This window comes from Bacteroides faecis MAJ27, from assembly GCF_900106755.1.
In the GTDB taxonomy this organism is placed as follows: domain Bacteria; phylum Bacteroidota; class Bacteroidia; order Bacteroidales; family Bacteroidaceae; genus Bacteroides; species Bacteroides faecis.
On record NZ_FNNN01000013.1, the window covers coordinates 31,216 to 47,261 of the forward strand.

The following is a 16,046-nucleotide window of genomic DNA, read 5'->3' on the forward strand; positions in this document are numbered from 1 at the left end:
GGTTACTTGATGTTCATAATTACCTCATAAAAAAGTTCCTGCTGATAGTGAGCGGCTTCGACATTTACAAGGGAATCTACTTTATTTCTCCATGCTGTCTCTTGATACTCCGGAAGGAAAATCCGGTCATTTTTCCCTACGATGGCTTTATGCCAGATGAAGTCTGAAGATACCGATGACAGGCATTGTTGCCGGATGGCAGCAAGTTCTTCTTTTAACTCTTCAACCGGACGCTTGGGAGCTATTGTTTGAAAAGCTTTGTAATCGGTGGAAGAGTTACACATTCTTCGCTGGAACTTCTGTAGCGTTTGTTCATTCAATCCTTGCAGGGTACCTTCAAAGACAGATGGCATAATTCCTTTCGTTGCATGTATGGGATAAAGTGTTCCGTTGATGGCGATACTTTGGGAAACAGGCAGGGAAGGATGCTGCTTCATTATCTGCGAGGCAGCCCAAACTCCCATCGACCATGCAATCAGAGTTATTTCGGAATATGCTTGCATCAAAGTAGTATCGAACTCTAACGAGCGATAGTCATAACAAATCATCCAATCACATCCTGCAGGCTGGATGTGAAGAAATGGTGTTTCATCCATTCCCCAGCCGGCAAAGAATAATAGTAGCTGTTTTTGACTGTTATTGATGATAAAATGCTGTTTCATTGGTTTATTATTTCTATTAGTCTGTCGATTTCATTTTCTGTGATGTCCGCTGTCAATGAGAAACGGATACGGGAAGTCCCTTCGGGCACTGTAGGCGGGCGTACAGGCAAAGCGTAGAACCCTTTGCGTTGCAATTCTTCTGCTTTCTTTATGGTATCTTCGCTTGCTCCGACCACCATCGGTACAATGTGGCTGACAGAAGGACACTGATACCCTTTATCGGACAGTGCTTCTTTCAGTTGCCGACTGATTTGCAGCAGATGTTCTCTTTTCTTCCGGAAATCGGTGAGGTGCTTCAGTACCCATGAAGTCCATTGAATCTGGATAGGAGGAAGTGCTGTTGTGAAGATAAATGTACGCATCTTATTGATCAGATACTCCCGGATGATTTGTCGGCAGATGATATATGCTCCGGCAGATGCCGCTGCTTTTCCGAAAGTTCCTATCAGAAAGTCTATGTCGTTGATGCAATTTTGTTCTTCGGCACATCCTAAGCCTTTTTTGCCTCGTGCTCCGAAAGCGTGGGCTTCGTCTACATAAAGAAGAACGTTAGAGTAATTGTGTTTCAATCGTACCAATGCTTGTAAATCGGCTTCATCTCCGTCCATACTGAAGATACTTTCGGTAACGATTATGATCTTCTCATACATACTGTGGTTTTCTTCAAGAAGACGTTGGAGCTGGGGTAAATCATTATGGCGATACCGGATACATTTGGCAGATGATAATCTGATTCCGTCTATCAGGCTTGCATGTACAAGTTTATCCGCAAGTATTAATGTCCGGGCATCGCTGACTGCCGGAAGAATACCTGTATTGGCATGGTATCCACTATTGAATACGAGGGCGCTTTCTGCTCCGAACATAGTGCTTAATTGTTGTTCCAGCTCCTCATAGACAGTGTAGTTGCCTGTCAATAGGCGGGAAGAAGAGGAAGTGGGCAGAAATGATTCAGGGGTGAGGTTCTTTAAGAATTCCTCTCTTAAAGACAAATCATTGGCTAACCCCAGATAATCATTGGATGAAAGGTTCAGCATTCGTTGTCCGTTTACTATCACATCTCTTCCCTCATGAGTCAACTGCGGAAGGGAACGGTAATTCTTCTTTTCTTTTAAAATCAGAAGTTCTTGATTTATGTTGTCTAAAATCATACTTTATACAATGATAAAAAATAAGTTACATCTCGCTTACTATCTTGAGCACTCTGGTAGTTAGTTTACTTAACTGCTCCGGAGCAATGATGAACGGAGGCATCAGATAAACCAATTTTCCAAAAGGGCGTACCCAGATACCTTCTTCTACAAAGCGGCGTTGCATATATGCCATGTTTACTGAGCGTTTTGTTTCGATGACTCCTATGGCTCCTAATATCCGTACATCCGCTACTTGCGCTAACTTGCGGGCAGGAGCCAGTTCCTCCTTTAGCTGAGTTTCAATTCGTTTCACGTTCTCTGCCCAGCAGGAATCGAGCAAGAGCCGGACGGAAGCGCATGCTACTGCGCAAGCGAGCGGATTACCCATAAAAGTGGGACCGTGCATAAAAGCTCCCGGTGCATGATTGGAGATCGTATCTGCTATCCGGTTGCTTGCCAGTACAGCAGACAGCGTCATGTATCCTCCGGTCAGTGCTTTTCCTATACACATGATATCCGGTTCTACTCCGGCATGTTCCCAGGCAAAGAGTTTGCCGGTACGTCCGAATCCTGTTGCTATTTCGTCAAATATCAGGAGAATATCATATTCTTTGCAGAGTTTTTCCGCTTCACGCAGATATTGCGGATGATAAAACCACATACCGCCTGCCCCTTGAACAATAGGTTCGAGGATAAGTGCCGCCAGTTCTTTAGAGTGTTTCTCTATGGTCTCCTGCAAGGGGATGATATCTTCCGGATGCCATTCTCCGTCAAATCGGGAAGAGGGTGCCGGAACAAAATAACGGACAGGAAGCGATGAACCGAAAAGGCTGTGCATTCCTGTTACGGGATCGCATACGGACATTGCATTCCAAGTGTCACCGTGATAACCGGAGCGGATGGTTACGAAATTATTTTTTTCAGGTTTTCCGGCTGCATACCAGTATTGTACGGCCATTTTTAAGGCAACCTCTACTGCTACCGAACCGGAATCCGCATAAAAAATCTTTTGCATGGACGGGGGAACCAATGGCAATAGTAGCTTACCTAATTCGATGGCCGGATCATGCGTCAGTCCTCCAAACATGATATGTGACATCTTATCTAGCTGGTCTTTTGCTGCCTGATTCAGTGTCGGGTGGTTGTATCCGTGCACTGCACACCACCAGGATGACATTCCTTCAATCAATGTCCGTCCATCTTCGAGGGTAATTGTTGCTCCGTCTGCCCGTTTCACTTTATAAACAGGTAATGGATCGGTCGTAGAGGTATAAGGATGCCACAAATGTTCACGATCAAATTGAGAATCCGCGAAATGGTATCCTTCTTCCAGAATCATCTTTTTGTCATCTGAAACCTTCGAACCGAGCGTTGTCAGCAGATCGCCCACAATAGCGGAATTGATGCCGATGAATAGTGCTTTGTGCATGGCTTCGGGAGTGAGTTGTGAACGACCTCCGGCGAAACGTAGGAAAGCGGTGGGATTGATAAAGCGGAACAGGGCAACAGTTCTCAGAATTTCTTCTTCACTCAAGGGCTTTTCACCTTCTAATGGGGTTCCGGGTATCGGACTTAACAAGTTGATGGGAATAGACTGTACATTCAGTTCTGCCAGTGTGAAAGCAAATTCGATACGTTGTTCCATCGTTTCTCCCATACCGATAATTCCACCGCAGCAGATATCCATACCTACCCGGCGGGCAGCATCGAGAGTTGCCAGTTTCTGCTCTTGTGTATGTGTGGAGCAGAGTTTGGGAAAAAAGGAAGGGGCTGTTTCGAGGTTACAGTGGTAGCGGGTGATTCCGGCATCGTGTAGTGAGCGGAGTTCTTCTTCGTTGAGTAATCCCAATGATGCGCAAAGCTGAATTGACGAATGATTCCGCATGAGGCGGACTGTGTCGCAAAGTTGTGTTATCTGTCTGGAAGAAGGTTTTCGTCCGCTGGTGACGAGGGAGAAACGGTTGACGTCTTGACTTTCGTTGTATTTTGCCTGTCGGAGGCACTCTTCAGCGGGCAGGAGATCGTAAATCTCGGCTTGGGTCTTGTAGTGAGAGGATTGTGCACACCATTTGCAATTCTCCGGACACCGGCCGGACTTGGCGTTAATGATGGAACACATGTCGAATTCGTGCGAAGCACATGCGATGGTAATCTCGTGCGCGGCGGCATATAGCGCCTCGCTGTCGGCCATGTTGGCCAGCCAAGCGGCTTGGTCGGGCGATATGTCAATGCCTGCCAATACTTGGTCTTTGATTTCTTGAAGTGTCATAAATGTATGATAAGGGATAGTTTGTGCAGCATTCTGCTTGCGAAGAGCCACATCTACCACATTCGTATGCAGGTGACCGATTTGGAATTCACGTCCCATACTCGCAAAAGCGGCATAGTTCTTTCTGCCCCAATAGCGGAAGCGGGAAAGAAGGGAACGTGTAGTCTGTATGTGGCGTTGTTTCTTCATCAGGTTCTTGTTTTTGAAGTAAAGAACGGGGCAAATGTACAAAGATTCTTTGGATAAGCAAGCAAGTTAATGATTTCTGCTGTATCTGCTTCTACTTCTTTTTTCTGTATTCCTTGCGTAAATTGAAATTGAATCCGACATATACCTGAAGCGTTCCGAACCCGTTGTCCAGTGAGAAATTATTCCGGTGGTAATTGTAGTTTTTGCCGACAAATGAGGTACCGACGAAATATTTTCCGTTATTATAGACTACTCCCGCACGAATCAGAAAGTCGAGATTAAAATTGCCGTACCATGTCTTTCCTTCGTGGGTTTCTGCATCTACATCGGAAGCTTTATAGGCTATGGCGGGAGTGAGAGACAGGCATGCCAGGCAGTTACGGGCAAATACCCAGTTATAGGCATAGCCAAAACTGATATTGGCATTGGTGTATTTTATATTGTTGACTTTCATGCCGGGATTCATTGTTTCCAGTATGAAATCGGGAAGTTCTGTATAATCAAACTCAAGATTATGTTTTGAAATGGAAAAACCTGCGATAAACGAACCTGCATTCCGGTGTTGATTGGTTGACTGGCTGAAAGCGGCGGGGTAGGAGAATTTGCGGTTGTTAAAGATATAGTATAGGTTCAGTCCTCTGATATCGACCTTTATTCCGTTGAAGTTCTCGGAGTAATTGGCGGGGATGTCTTCCGGGAAACCGTTGATCTTATGAATTTTGTAGTTATTACCCGTACGACGATAGAAAATGTCTACTCCTAGTTTGGAACTGTATAAGCTTAAGTCAAATTCTGTTCCTTTGTTCCTCCGGTTCGTTTTCCGGTAAATATCGTCCACGTCTACGGACCATCCCAGAAAAATCCATCGCCAGCCAAAGTACAATCCTATTTTGTTATGTGGATTGGGGGAGAAACTCAGCTTTTGTGGTTGTGGCAGATTGCTGGTAACAGAATAATATTCAAAGTTGCTGAAATGTGTCGTCATTAATGCGTAGTTATACCGGTTGGGACTGATGTAAAGTGTGTCGAAGTCACTGAAATTCATGAATTTCTTAATGGCTCTTTTGAAAGCGCTCGGTTGGGCCGGCACCACAGAATCAGCTTGCAGACTATCGTTCATTAGGGTATCTCTCCCTTCAGTTTGAGCCTGTAAGGAGAGTGACAGAAACAGAAAAAGAGATAGAACAATTTGTTTCATCCTGTGATTTTTCGTTGCTATGATTGATACTGTTCGTTTCACGAATGTACTACCTTTCGTTGATTTATACTAATAATCGTCTAAAAAAATGTTTCGTTTCCTAAACAAATGAGATATGTATTCTGTTAGTTAGAACAAGCAAATAAATCCTAAGCCACAAAATTATGAGAATCTATTTACGTTTATTAGTGGCGTTTCTATTGCTTTCTGCCGGCAATATAGTGTATGCAGAAGCACAACAAGAGAAACGCGTGACGGGTACTGTGACTTCTGAAGGAGAGCCTTTACCCGGTGTTTCCGTACAAGTGAAAGGCGCCTCTTCCGGCACCATTACAGATATTGATGGAAACTATTCAATTGAAGCTCCCGCCAATGGGACTATCGTTTTCCGCTTTGTAGGAATGCGGACGGTGGAACAATCGGTGAATAACCGCAATGTAATCAATGTTACTTTAGAATCGGAGAGCAAAGAGCTGGACGAAGTGATGGTAGTTGCTTATGCCACTGCCAAGAAATATAGTTTTACCGGAGCTGCTTCGACAATGAAAGCCGGAGAAATAGAGAAGTTGCAGACTTCCAGCGTATCACGTGTGCTCGAAGGCACGGTATCCGGGGTACAGGCTAGTGCTGCCAGCGGTCAGCCGGGTACGGATGCGGAAATTCGTATTCGTGGTATCGGTTCTATTAATGCTTCCAGTGCACCGTTATATGTTGTAGACGGTGTTCCGTTTGATGGTAGTGTAAACTCTATCAATCCGGATGATATTTCTTCGATGACTGTATTGAAAGATGCTGCATCTGCCGCCTTATACGGTTCTCGTGGTGCCAATGGGGTTATTATCATTACGACGAAACAAGGGGAACAGGACTCAAAGGCGACAGTCAAAGTAAAAGCCTCTTTAGGAGGTTCCAATCGTGCAGTACGTGATTATGACCGGGTAAGTACCAATCAATATTTTGAACTTTATTGGGAAGCACTCCGGAACCAGTATGCTAAAAGTTCGGATTATACTCCGGAAACTGCTGCGGCACAGGCTTCCAAAGATCTGGTTACTAAATTGATGGGCAGCGGTCCGAATCCATATGGAACGCAGTATCCGCAGCCTGTTGGTACGGATGGAAAATTGCTGGATGGTGTCCGCCCTTTATGGAACTCCGACTGGAGCGATGCTATGGAACAGCAAGCACTCCGCACGGAACTGAACCTGAGTGTTTCCGGTGGTGGCAAGTCCAACCAGTATTTCTTTTCTGCCGGATATTTGAATGATAAAGGGATCGCACTGGAATCCGGTTACCAGCGTTTTAATCTTCGCTCGAATGTGACGAGTGAAATGACTTCCTGGCTGAAAGGAAGCATTAACCTGAGTTTTGCGCATTCCATGCAGAATTATCCGGTGTCTTCTGACTCTAAAACCAGCAATGTAATTACGGCTGGCCGTACTATGCCCGGCTTTTATCCTATTTATGAAATGAATACGGATGGCAGCTATAAACTGAATGAAGATGGTAGCCGTATCTATGATTTCGGTTCTTATCGTCCCTCCGGTTCTATGGCAAACTGGAACTTGCCTGCTACATTGCCTTTAGATAAATCGGAACGAATGAAAGATGAGTTTTCCGGTCGTACTTATCTTGAAGCTACGATCATCGAAGGACTGAAGTTTAAGACAAGTTTCAATTTCGACTTGATCAACTATAACACGCTGGATTATACCAATCCCAAAATAGGTCCGGCTCTGGAAAACGGAGGTGGTTCCAGTCGTTTGAACTCGCGTACTTTCTCCTGGACATGGAATAATATCGCATCGTACGATAAAACCATCGGCGATCATCACTTCAATGTGCTGGCCGGAATGGAGGCTTATTCTTACCGTTATGATGAACTGACTGCTTCGCGCACCAAAATGGCTCAGCCTGACATGCCCGAACTGGTAGTCGGCTCACAATTGACAGGTGGCTCAGGCTATCGTATCGATTATGCTTTGGTGGGTTATCTGACCCAATTGTTATATGATTATCAGGATAAATACTTCTTCTCCGCATCGTATCGCCGTGACGGTTCTTCCCGTTTTGCACCGGAGACTCGCTGGGGTAACTTCTGGTCTTTGGGAACTTCCTGGCGTATTGACCGTGAAGAGTTTATGGCAAGTACTTCCGACTGGCTATCTGCCTTAACTTTGAAAATGAGTTATGGTGCACAGGGAAATGATAATCTGGGAACCTATTATGCAAGCAAGGGACTTTATACGATTGTTTCCAATTTGGGAGAGAATGCTTTGGTTTCCGACCGTATGGCTACTCCCAACCTGAAATGGGAGACGAACCTGAACTTTAACGTTGGTGTTGACTTCTCACTGTTTAATAACCGTTTTTCCGGTTCGTTCGACTTCTTTACACGTCGTTCGAAAGACTTGCTTTATTCCCGTCCGATAGCTCCTTCCTTAGGATATGGTTCTATTGATGAGAATGTAGGTGCACTGAAAAATACAGGTATTGAAATGGTGTTGAACGGGACAATAATTAACCAGAATGGATGGGTATGGAAACTAGGTATGAACCTGACACATTATAAGAATAAGGTAACGGAACTTCCATTGAAAGATATGCCGCAAAGTGGCGTGAATAAACTACAGGTGGGACGGTCTGTTTATGACTTCTACATGAAAGAATGGGCAGGTGTAGACCCCGACAATGGAAATCCGTTGTGGTATATGGACGAGGTAGACGCCAATGATAACCCGACAGGGAAACGCGTTACTACAAGTGATTATGCTTCGGCAAATTATTATTACGTCAACAAATCTTCCCTTCCCAAAGTGTATGGTGGTTTTAACACTTCGCTTTCATGGAAAGGATTCGATCTTTCCGCAATCTTTGCTTATAGCATTGGCGGATATATCTACAACCGTGATATTACGATGATTTTGCACAACGGTAGTCTGGAAGGTCGTGACTGGTCGACAGAGATACTGAGAAGATGGACACCGGAAAACCGTTATACGGATGTGCCGGCTTTGAGTACTACTTCTAATAACTGGAACTCTGCTTCCACCCGTTTTTTGCAGAACAACTCGTATATGCGACTGAAAAATCTGACTCTTTCTTACAATTTGCCGAAACAGTTGATCAGTAAATTGGCATTGAGCAGCGTGCAGGTGTTTGTACAAGGTGATAATCTTTTCACTATTCACAGGAATCAGGGACTTGACCCGGAACAGGGAATTACAGGCATCACTTATTATCGTTATCCGGCTATGCGAACCATTTCCGGAGGTATTAATCTATCTTTCTAAAATTACACGATATATATATGAAAAAGATAAAAATACAATCTATACTGACTGCTGTTGCCGGATTACTATTGGCGACAAGTTGTAGCAGTAGCTTTCTGGATACAGAGCCCACGGATGCAGTAAGCTCCGATCAGGTGGCAGTAGCCGGAAACGCGGAACGTCTCTTCAACGGAGCTTGGTATAACCTGTTCGAGTACGGAACAACTTATGCCAATATTGGCTATCGGGCACTTCAATGTCAGGATGATATGATGGCAAGCGATGTGGTTTCCCGTCCGAAATATGGTTTCAATTCTTCGTATCAGTTCAATGACATAGCGATTCCATCTGACGGAAGAACTTCATTTGCCTGGTATCTGATATATAAAACAATAGATAACTGTAATACTGCGATTTCCATTAAAGGGGACTCCGAGGCACTTCGGCAGGCACAGGGGCAGGCATTGGCTTTGCGTGCTTTTTGTTATTTACATCTGGTACAGCATTATCAGTTTACCTATCTGAAAGATAAGGATGCCCCTTGTGTACCTATTTATACAGAACCGACTACGAGCACTACCGAGCCAAAAGGAAAATCAACGGTAGCACAAGTTTATCAGCGTATTTTTGATGATTTGAATCTTGCACAAGAGTATTTGGAAGGCTATGTCCGCAAAGGAGACGGCCAGAAATTCAAACCGAATGCAGATGTTATCAACGGTCTTTTGGCACGTGCGTACTTATTGACCGGACAATGGGGAGAGGCTGCAAAAGCTGCCGAAGCTGCCCGCAAAGGATACTCACTGATGACTACCACTGCCGAATATGAAGGCTTTAATAATATTTCCAACAAGGAATGGATTTGGGGATCTCCTCAAACACTTTCCCAGTCGGATGCAAGTTACAACTTCTATTATCTGGATGCGACTTATGTCGGAGCTTATAGTAGTTTCATGGCAGATCCTCATTTGAAAGATACTTTTATAGAAGGAGACATCCGCTTGCCTCTGTTCCAATGGATGCGCGAAGGATATCTGGGGTATAAAAAGTTTCACATGCGCTCAGATGATACAGCCGACCTGGTGTTGATGCGTTCTTCAGAAATGTATCTGATAGAAGCGGAAGCGAAAGTTCGTGACGGTGTAGCGTTAGATCAGGCTGTAATCCCTTTGAATACTTTACGCAATGCTCGTGGGATAGGAAATTATGATGTGACAGGAAAGACAAACGAAGCGGTCATTGATGAAATACTGATGGAGCGTCGTCGTGAACTTTGGGGAGAAGGCTTTGGTATCACTGATATTCTCCGTACCCAGAAAACGGTAGAACGTACGGCTTTATCCGAAGAAGTGCAGAAAACGGAAGTAGACTGCTGGCAGGAGGGAGGTAGCTTTGCAAAGAGAAATCCATTGGGACATTGGTTCCTCAGCTTCCCGAATGGCAAAGCGTTTAGTGAAAACAGTAGCTATTACCTGTATGCGATCCCTGAGAAGGAAATGAATGCAAATCCTAACTTATAATAAATAGCTCTCTTAATTTTTTGACTTTGACCTTAACTTGTGAGCCGGTATACGTCGTGACGACGCATACCGGCTGTTTTTATGCTGTTTTTTGCTTTTTCAAATTAGGTAAAAAGAAAGTGACTAATCCCAGCAACGGCATATATGCACAGACATTATATACATATTCAATACTGGTTTTATCAGCCAAATTGCCAAGAACGGCAGAAGCGACACCCGCAACTCCGAAAGCGAATCCGAAGAAAAGCCCTGATACTAATCCTAATTTGGTGGGCAGCAGTTCTTGCGCATAGAGCAGTATGGCAGGAAAGGCGGAGGAAAGCATTAACCCTACACAGAAGCTAAGCACAATGGTCCAGGTAAGATTAGCATGAGGCATAAGTAAAGCGAAAGGCGCTGCTCCCAGAATGGAAGCCCAGATAACATATTTCCGTCCGACGCGGTCGCCTATCGGACCGCCGATCAATGTTCCGATAGCAGTGGCAACTAAGAAAATAAATAAATATAGCTGCGATTCTTGTACGGTTACATTAAATTTATGAATCAGATAGAAAGTATAATAGCTGGTAAGACTTGCCATATAGATATATTTAGAGAAAATCAATATCAATAATATACCGATAGTGATAGCCGTCTTATCCATAGGCAGTGGGAGATGCACTGGCTTTCTGAGACTTACCGTTTGCGCTTTCATCCGGTTTAGATAAGATTTGTACCATTTGCATATCGGATACATCACCCCAATAGCCGCTAAAGCGACAAATGAGAAAATGAAAAGATGGTCTCTGCCATAAGGAGCTACCAGTAAGGCTACTAATAATGGGCCTAATGAACCTCCGAAATTACCGCCAACCTGAAACAAGGATTGTGCGAGTCCACGTTTTCCACCCGAAGCGAGGAAAGTGATTCGGGACGCTTCCGGATGCAGTACGGAAGAACCGATACCAATTAAAAATACGGATAACAATATCCAGGGAAGATTGTCGGAGAATGCCAGACTGGTAAGTCCGACCATTGTAAAGCTCATTCCGATAGGCAAAGACCATGCAATGGGATACTTGTCAAAGATAATTCCGGTAATCGGCTGAAAAACAGATGCGGAAAGTTGATAAACTAATGTGATCAGTCCGATTTGCGCGAAGCTTAATCCCAAATCATCCTTGAACAATGGGTAAGCTGCCGAAACTACAGACTGCAAAAGGTCGTTGAGGCAGTGTGAAAGACTTAATGCAATTAAGATAGAGAATGTAATTTTCCCTACAGGCTGTTCTTGATTCTGTACCATAATACCTATTTCTATTGAAGTGTTCCTGAAAAAATTGCCTGCAAAGGTACGTAAACTTCCCGTTTCTCAATATATTTGCTACGATTAATTCTGTACGATATGAAGAAAGTGGTAGTAGCGATGGATTCTTTCAAAGGTTGTCTTTCCTCCACAGAGGCAGAAAAGGCTGCCGAAGAAGGCGTAAAACAAGTTTGTCCGGACTGTGAGGTCGTTTGTTTTCCGATAGCCGACGGAGGTGAAGGGATGCTCGATGTTTTGGTGGAAGCAACCGAAGGTGCATATCAAAAGGTAATTGCCAGTGATCCTTTGATGCGTCCGATAGAAACAGGTTATGGAGTTTCGGGCGATAAGCGTATTGCCTTTATCGAAATGGCTGCAGTGAACGGGCTGCCATTATTATCGGCAACGGAACGGAATCCGATGCTGACTACTACTTATGGAACCGGTGAATTGATATTGCACGCCATTGAACATGGATACCGGGAATTTATAATTGGTATCGGAGGGAGTGCGACAAACGATGCCGGACTGGGCATGTTACAGGCATTAGGTTTCCGTTTTTACGATCAGGATGGAGAAATTTTGGGGAAGGGAGGTCAAATCTTGGATCAGATTGTCGCTATTGATTTTTCTTCTGTCCATCCGGCATTGAAAGATGCCCGTTTTACGATAGCATGTGATGTGCGAAATCCCTTTAGTGGTCCGGAAGGTGCCGCATACGTTTTTGCCCGTCAAAAAGGAGCTGACGATGCTATGATTGAAAAACTGAATGCAGGTATGAAAAGGTTTTCCCGATTGATTCATTCAACTACCGGAAGAGAAATTACAGAGGTTGCCGGAGCGGGAGCTGCCGGTGGTTTGGGAGGAGCATTTCTGGCTTTTCTGAATGCCGAGTTGAAGCCGGGAATCGAATTATTGCTCCGGACATTGAAGTTTGATGAGAAAATAAAAGATGCCGATCTGATAATAACCGGAGAGGGAAGGGTAGACCGCCAATCTGTGATGGGAAAAGTTCCGTTCGGAATATTAGAAGAAGCGAACAAACAAGGCATACCGGTCATTGTTGTAGCAGGTAGCATAGCAGATACGGAAGTTTTGAATAAGGCCGGTTTTCGAGGTATCTTTTCCATTGTTCCTTCGCCTATGTCTTTGGAAGTAGCGATGAAACCGGAAACCGCTAAGAATAATATTAGCCGGACTGTTGCTCAGATTATTTCTTTAGCAACCTTATAACTGTTCATATCTGTGTTATGCCATAAATAACCTCCTGCCTTTAATCAATTACTGTCTCGCTATGTTATTCTTGTTTCGTTCTACGTGGGTTATCTTTTAGTTCCACCTAGGTGGAACGAAACGGAAAGCTAGGTGGAACTAAAAGATAACCTAGGTGGAACGAAAAAGAATAAGTATAAAAAAAGAATCGAAGATACTGTTCAGCGGAATAACGTATGAAAGCCCCTTTATAGAAAAGAGAACGATCTAAGAAACAAGTTCCTGTCTGGATAGAAGGGGAACTTCGGTCGTAAAAGTTCCTTTGAATAAAGTCTTAAAACTAAGGATTGTAAATTGTAGTTAATTCATTTTTGCCCTACCGAACTATTCTCTACACCTACTGTTGTTAAATAAAAAAGGAGGATAAAATGGGCTTTATTTGGTATATTATTATTGGTATTGTGGCTGGGTTCCTCGCAGGTAAAATAATGCGCGGCGGAGGTTTTGGCCTTATTATAAATTTGTTACTTGGTATTCTCGGAGGAGTGCTGGGTGGTTGGGTATTTGCCCTTTTCGGACTGGCAGCTTCGGGGTTGATCGGGAGTTTGATTACTTCTACTGTGGGAGCTATTCTGGTATTATGGATTGCTTCTTTATTCTCGAAATCTAAATAATAATTTTATATAATTTATTTTTAATCTAAAAACAGAACTTAATTATGGAATGTAGACATGGAAATTTCTGGATTGGACTTGGAATTGGTTCAATTCTTGGTGCAGTAGCTTATCGTCTTTCACGTACAGCTAAAGCTAAACAGTTGGAAAGTGATATTTATAACGCTATTCACCGTATCGGTCGTGACGCTGAAATAGCAGCAGCCGAAGCAGAAAGAAAAGCAATGAATCTGGGCCTGAAAGCTGTTGAAACAGGAGCTAAAGTTGCAGATAAAGTAGCTGAAGAAGCTGACAAGGTAGTTGGAAAGGCAAAAGACAAATGGGAAAAATAATAGCCCTTGAAAGTGGTAATCGATTTTAATAGAACCGGTTACCACTTTCGATTTGTTCTGCTCTTCCTATTATTAAAGGTCTTTTTTCACTTATTAAGAGTGATGTGTGCCCGTACACATTTTGCTTCTCATATACCTCTTTTCCATTCCTTCTGTAGATAAAAAGCTCTTCTTGCATGATACTTATTACTTTTCTAATAGATGTTTTATAGCTTTTCTGCTTAATATCTTATGTTTAACAACATGTGTGCACTTTGTGGTATTGCTTTAAATCGTTGATTTATAGTGTGATATTAATAGTGTGTTATAATGTGTGTGCGCACACACTTTTGCTTAATTCAATAATTCATTTTACTTTTGTCGTTGAAAAATAAGATACTTATCAGTAAATGGATAAAGAATTCTCAAATATTCGTATTGTGGACATCGCCAAGATGGCGGGAGTCTCTGTCGGTACAGTAGACAGGGTAATTCATAATCGTGGACGGGTATCGGAAGAAAACAAGAAGAAAGTGCAGGCCATTCTGGAAATGGTTCATTATCAGCCGAACTTGATGGCACGTTCGTTGGCATCTAAAAAACAATACCATTTTGTTGCTATCATTCCTTCGTTCGCTCACGGTGAATATTGGGAGGCTATTTCCGAAGGAATTGATAAAGCGGCTTCGGAGATGGAGTCGTATAATATAACTGTAACCAAGCTTTTTTTCGATCAATATAATAATAAAGCTTTTGATGATACTGTCCGTAATCTGCTGGACGGAAAAGTGGATGGAGTATTGATTGCTACGCTGTTTGCCGATTCTGTAATTCGTCTTTCTCAGGAGCTCGATAATAATGAGATCCCCTATGTGTATGTTGACTCTAATATTAAGGGGCAACATCAGCTTGCATATTTTGGAACGGAATCTTATGATGCCGGAGTGATTGCGGCCAGATTATTGACGGACAGACTCTCTTCCTCTTCTGACATTCTGATGGCACGAATTATCCATAGCGGAAAGAATGATTCCAATCAAGGAAAAAACAGGCGTGAAGGTTTCTGTCATTATCTGAAAGAAATAGGATTTGGTGGGAAGTTACACGAAGTAGAGTTGAAAATCAATGATTCTGTATATAACTTCATTAAACTTGACGAGCTTTTTGAAGCTAACCCTTCTATAAAAGGTGGTATTATTTTCAATTCAACCTGTTATATCTTGGGAAATTATCTGAAGGCACGGGGGATGAAGTCTGTTAAGCTGGTCGGCTACGACCTGATCGAAAGGAACACACAACTGCTTTCCGAAGGCGTCATTACCGCATTAGTAGCACAACGCCCCGAACGACAAGGATATGATGGCATCAAGTCATTGTGCAATCATCTGTTATTTAAGCAGAATCCCGAAAAAGTGAACCTGATGCCGATTGATATTCTTTTGAAAGAGAATCTGAAATATTATCTGAACAATAAATTATAAACCATATAAATAAAAAAGAACCATGAACGAATTATTTAACGTAAAAGACAAAGTCGTTGTTATCACCGGTGGAGCCGGAATCTTGGGTAAAGGTATTGCTGCATATCTTGCAAAAGAAGGCGCGAAAGTTGTTGTGCTCGATAGAAGCGAAGAGGCTGGTAAAGCATTGGTAGAAAGTATCAAGGCAGAAGGCAATGAAGCGATGTTCCTGTACACTGACGTGATGGACAAAGAAGTGCTGGAAGGCAATAAAGTGGAAATAATGAAAGACTATGGACGTATCGATGTATTGCTGAACGCCGCCGGAGGTAATATGGCAGGTGCAACCATCGCTCCGGACAAAACTTTCTTTGACTTACAGATCGATGCCTTTAAAAAGGTGGTAGACCTGAACCTGTTTGGTACAGTATTGCCTACAATGGTATTTGCTGAAATCATGGTAGAGCAAAAGAAAGGTTCTATCGTAAACTTCTGTTCAGAATCTGCTCTTCGTCCGTTGACCCGTGTAGTGGGCTACGGTGCTGCAAAAGCTGCTATCGCTAACTTTACTAAATATATGGCCGGTGAACTGGCTTTGAAATTCGGAAATGGTCTGCGCGTAAATGCCATTGCTCCGGGATTCTTCCTGACTGACCAGAACCGTACTTTATTGACGAATCCGGATGGCTCTCTGACCGATCGTTCTAAGACAATTCTGGCTCATACTCCATTTAACCGTTTCGGCGAACCGGAAGATCTTTATGGAACTATCCATTACCTGATCAGTGATGCTTCTAACTTCGTAACAGGCACAGTAGCTGTTATTGATGGCGGTTTCGATGCATTTTCTATCTAATACTT

At 43.3% G+C, this 16,046-nt stretch carries 12 protein-coding genes; 7 read left to right on the forward strand and 5 right to left on the reverse strand.

Annotation, left to right across the window (positions count from 1 at the left end; all coding sequences use genetic code 11):
- Window positions 1-2 precede the first annotated feature (2 nt).
- The 4 genes from BLW31_RS12510 to BLW31_RS12525 all read right to left on the reverse strand — a co-directional run bounded on the left by BLW31_RS12510 (window position 3) and on the right by BLW31_RS12525 (window position 5,451).
- The gene (locus BLW31_RS12510; RefSeq protein ID WP_010538703.1) at window positions 3-662 is read right to left on the reverse strand and encodes a DUF452 family protein; all 660 of its coding nucleotides are present in this window, start codon (window positions 660-662) and stop codon (window positions 3-5) included.
- Window positions 659-1,813 carry an 8-amino-7-oxononanoate synthase gene (locus tag BLW31_RS12515; RefSeq protein WP_010538702.1) on the reverse strand — a complete coding sequence of 385 codons (1,155 nt, stop codon included), beginning with the start codon at window positions 1,811-1,813 and terminating at the stop codon, window positions 659-661. Before BLW31_RS12515 ends, BLW31_RS12510 begins: the two co-directional genes overlap by 4 nt.
- Window positions 1,814-1,838: 25 nt before the next feature.
- Window positions 1,839-4,253, reverse strand: a complete 2,415-nt coding sequence (gene bioA / locus BLW31_RS12520; protein ID WP_010538701.1) for an adenosylmethionine--8-amino-7-oxononanoate transaminase — start codon at window positions 4,251-4,253, stop codon at window positions 1,839-1,841.
- Between the two features lie 91 nt (window positions 4,254-4,344).
- Window positions 4,345-5,451: a DUF4421 domain-containing protein gene (locus tag BLW31_RS12525; protein ID WP_022301828.1), complete on the reverse strand. Its 1,107-nt coding sequence runs from the start codon at window positions 5,449-5,451 to the stop codon at window positions 4,345-4,347.
- 164 nt (window positions 5,452-5,615) lie between these two features.
- On the opposite strand from BLW31_RS12525, the gene BLW31_RS12530 reads away from it, so the two are divergent.
- Window positions 5,616-8,744 (forward strand): SusC/RagA family TonB-linked outer membrane protein, encoded by a 3,129-nt coding sequence (locus tag BLW31_RS12530; protein WP_010538699.1) that lies wholly within the window; start codon window positions 5,616-5,618, stop codon window positions 8,742-8,744.
- 17 nt (window positions 8,745-8,761) lie between these two features.
- The gene (locus tag BLW31_RS12535; RefSeq protein WP_010538698.1) at window positions 8,762-10,243 is read left to right on the forward strand and encodes a RagB/SusD family nutrient uptake outer membrane protein; all 1,482 of its coding nucleotides are present in this window, start codon (window positions 8,762-8,764) and stop codon (window positions 10,241-10,243) included.
- A gap of 79 nt (window positions 10,244-10,322) precedes the next feature.
- On the opposite strand, the gene BLW31_RS12540 is transcribed toward BLW31_RS12535, so the two are convergent.
- Entirely contained in the window at window positions 10,323-11,528 is a 1,206-nt protein-coding gene (locus tag BLW31_RS12540) for an MFS transporter (RefSeq protein WP_010538697.1), read from the reverse strand.
- A gap of 99 nt (window positions 11,529-11,627) precedes the next feature.
- Here BLW31_RS12540 and BLW31_RS12545 point away from each other — a divergent pair, with 99 nt between their 5' ends.
- The 5 genes from BLW31_RS12545 to BLW31_RS12565 all read left to right on the forward strand — a co-directional run bounded on the left by BLW31_RS12545 (window position 11,628) and on the right by BLW31_RS12565 (window position 16,041).
- Window positions 11,628-12,761 carry a glycerate kinase gene (locus tag BLW31_RS12545; RefSeq protein WP_010538696.1) on the forward strand — a complete coding sequence of 378 codons (1,134 nt, stop codon included), beginning with the start codon at window positions 11,628-11,630 and terminating at the stop codon, window positions 12,759-12,761.
- A 407-nt stretch (window positions 12,762-13,168) separates the two neighbouring features.
- On the forward strand, window positions 13,169-13,414 hold the full coding sequence (locus BLW31_RS12550; RefSeq protein WP_010538695.1) for a GlsB/YeaQ/YmgE family stress response membrane protein: 246 nt from the start codon (window positions 13,169-13,171) through the stop codon (window positions 13,412-13,414).
- 44 nt (window positions 13,415-13,458) lie between these two features.
- Entirely contained in the window at window positions 13,459-13,746 is a 288-nt protein-coding gene (locus tag BLW31_RS12555) for a YtxH domain-containing protein (RefSeq protein ID WP_010538694.1), read from the forward strand.
- 389 nt (window positions 13,747-14,135) lie between these two features.
- On the forward strand, window positions 14,136-15,206 hold the full coding sequence (locus BLW31_RS12560) for a LacI family DNA-binding transcriptional regulator (RefSeq protein WP_010538693.1): 1,071 nt from the start codon (window positions 14,136-14,138) through the stop codon (window positions 15,204-15,206).
- A gap of 22 nt (window positions 15,207-15,228) precedes the next feature.
- Window positions 15,229-16,041, forward strand: a complete 813-nt coding sequence (locus BLW31_RS12565) for an SDR family oxidoreductase (protein WP_010538692.1) — start codon at window positions 15,229-15,231, stop codon at window positions 16,039-16,041.
- Window positions 16,042-16,046: the final 5 nt, after the last annotated feature.

Coding starts and splice junctions, on each gene's coding strand:
- BLW31_RS12535 (WP_010538698.1), top strand. CDS start 8,762: ATGAAAAAGATAAAAATACAATCTATACTGACTGCTGTTGCCGGATTA.
- BLW31_RS12540 (WP_010538697.1), bottom strand. CDS start 11,528: ATGGTACAGAATCAAGAACAGCCTGTAGGGAAAATTACATTCTCTATC.
- BLW31_RS12550 (WP_010538695.1), top strand. CDS start 13,169: ATGGGCTTTATTTGGTATATTATTATTGGTATTGTGGCTGGGTTCCTC.
- BLW31_RS12560 (WP_010538693.1), top strand. CDS start 14,136: ATGGATAAAGAATTCTCAAATATTCGTATTGTGGACATCGCCAAGATG.
- BLW31_RS12530 (WP_010538699.1), top strand. CDS start 5,616: ATGAGAATCTATTTACGTTTATTAGTGGCGTTTCTATTGCTTTCTGCC.
- BLW31_RS12525 (WP_022301828.1), bottom strand. CDS start 5,451: ATGAAACAAATTGTTCTATCTCTTTTTCTGTTTCTGTCACTCTCCTTA.
- BLW31_RS12510 (WP_010538703.1), bottom strand. CDS start 662: ATGAAACAGCATTTTATCATCAATAACAGTCAAAAACAGCTACTATTA.
- BLW31_RS12515 (WP_010538702.1), bottom strand. CDS start 1,813: ATGATTTTAGACAACATAAATCAAGAACTTCTGATTTTAAAAGAAAAG.
- bioA (WP_010538701.1), bottom strand. CDS start 4,253: ATGAAGAAACAACGCCACATACAGACTACACGTTCCCTTCTTTCCCGC.
- BLW31_RS12545 (WP_010538696.1), top strand. CDS start 11,628: ATGAAGAAAGTGGTAGTAGCGATGGATTCTTTCAAAGGTTGTCTTTCC.
- BLW31_RS12555 (WP_010538694.1), top strand. CDS start 13,459: ATGGAATGTAGACATGGAAATTTCTGGATTGGACTTGGAATTGGTTCA.
- BLW31_RS12565 (WP_010538692.1), top strand. CDS start 15,229: ATGAACGAATTATTTAACGTAAAAGACAAAGTCGTTGTTATCACCGGT.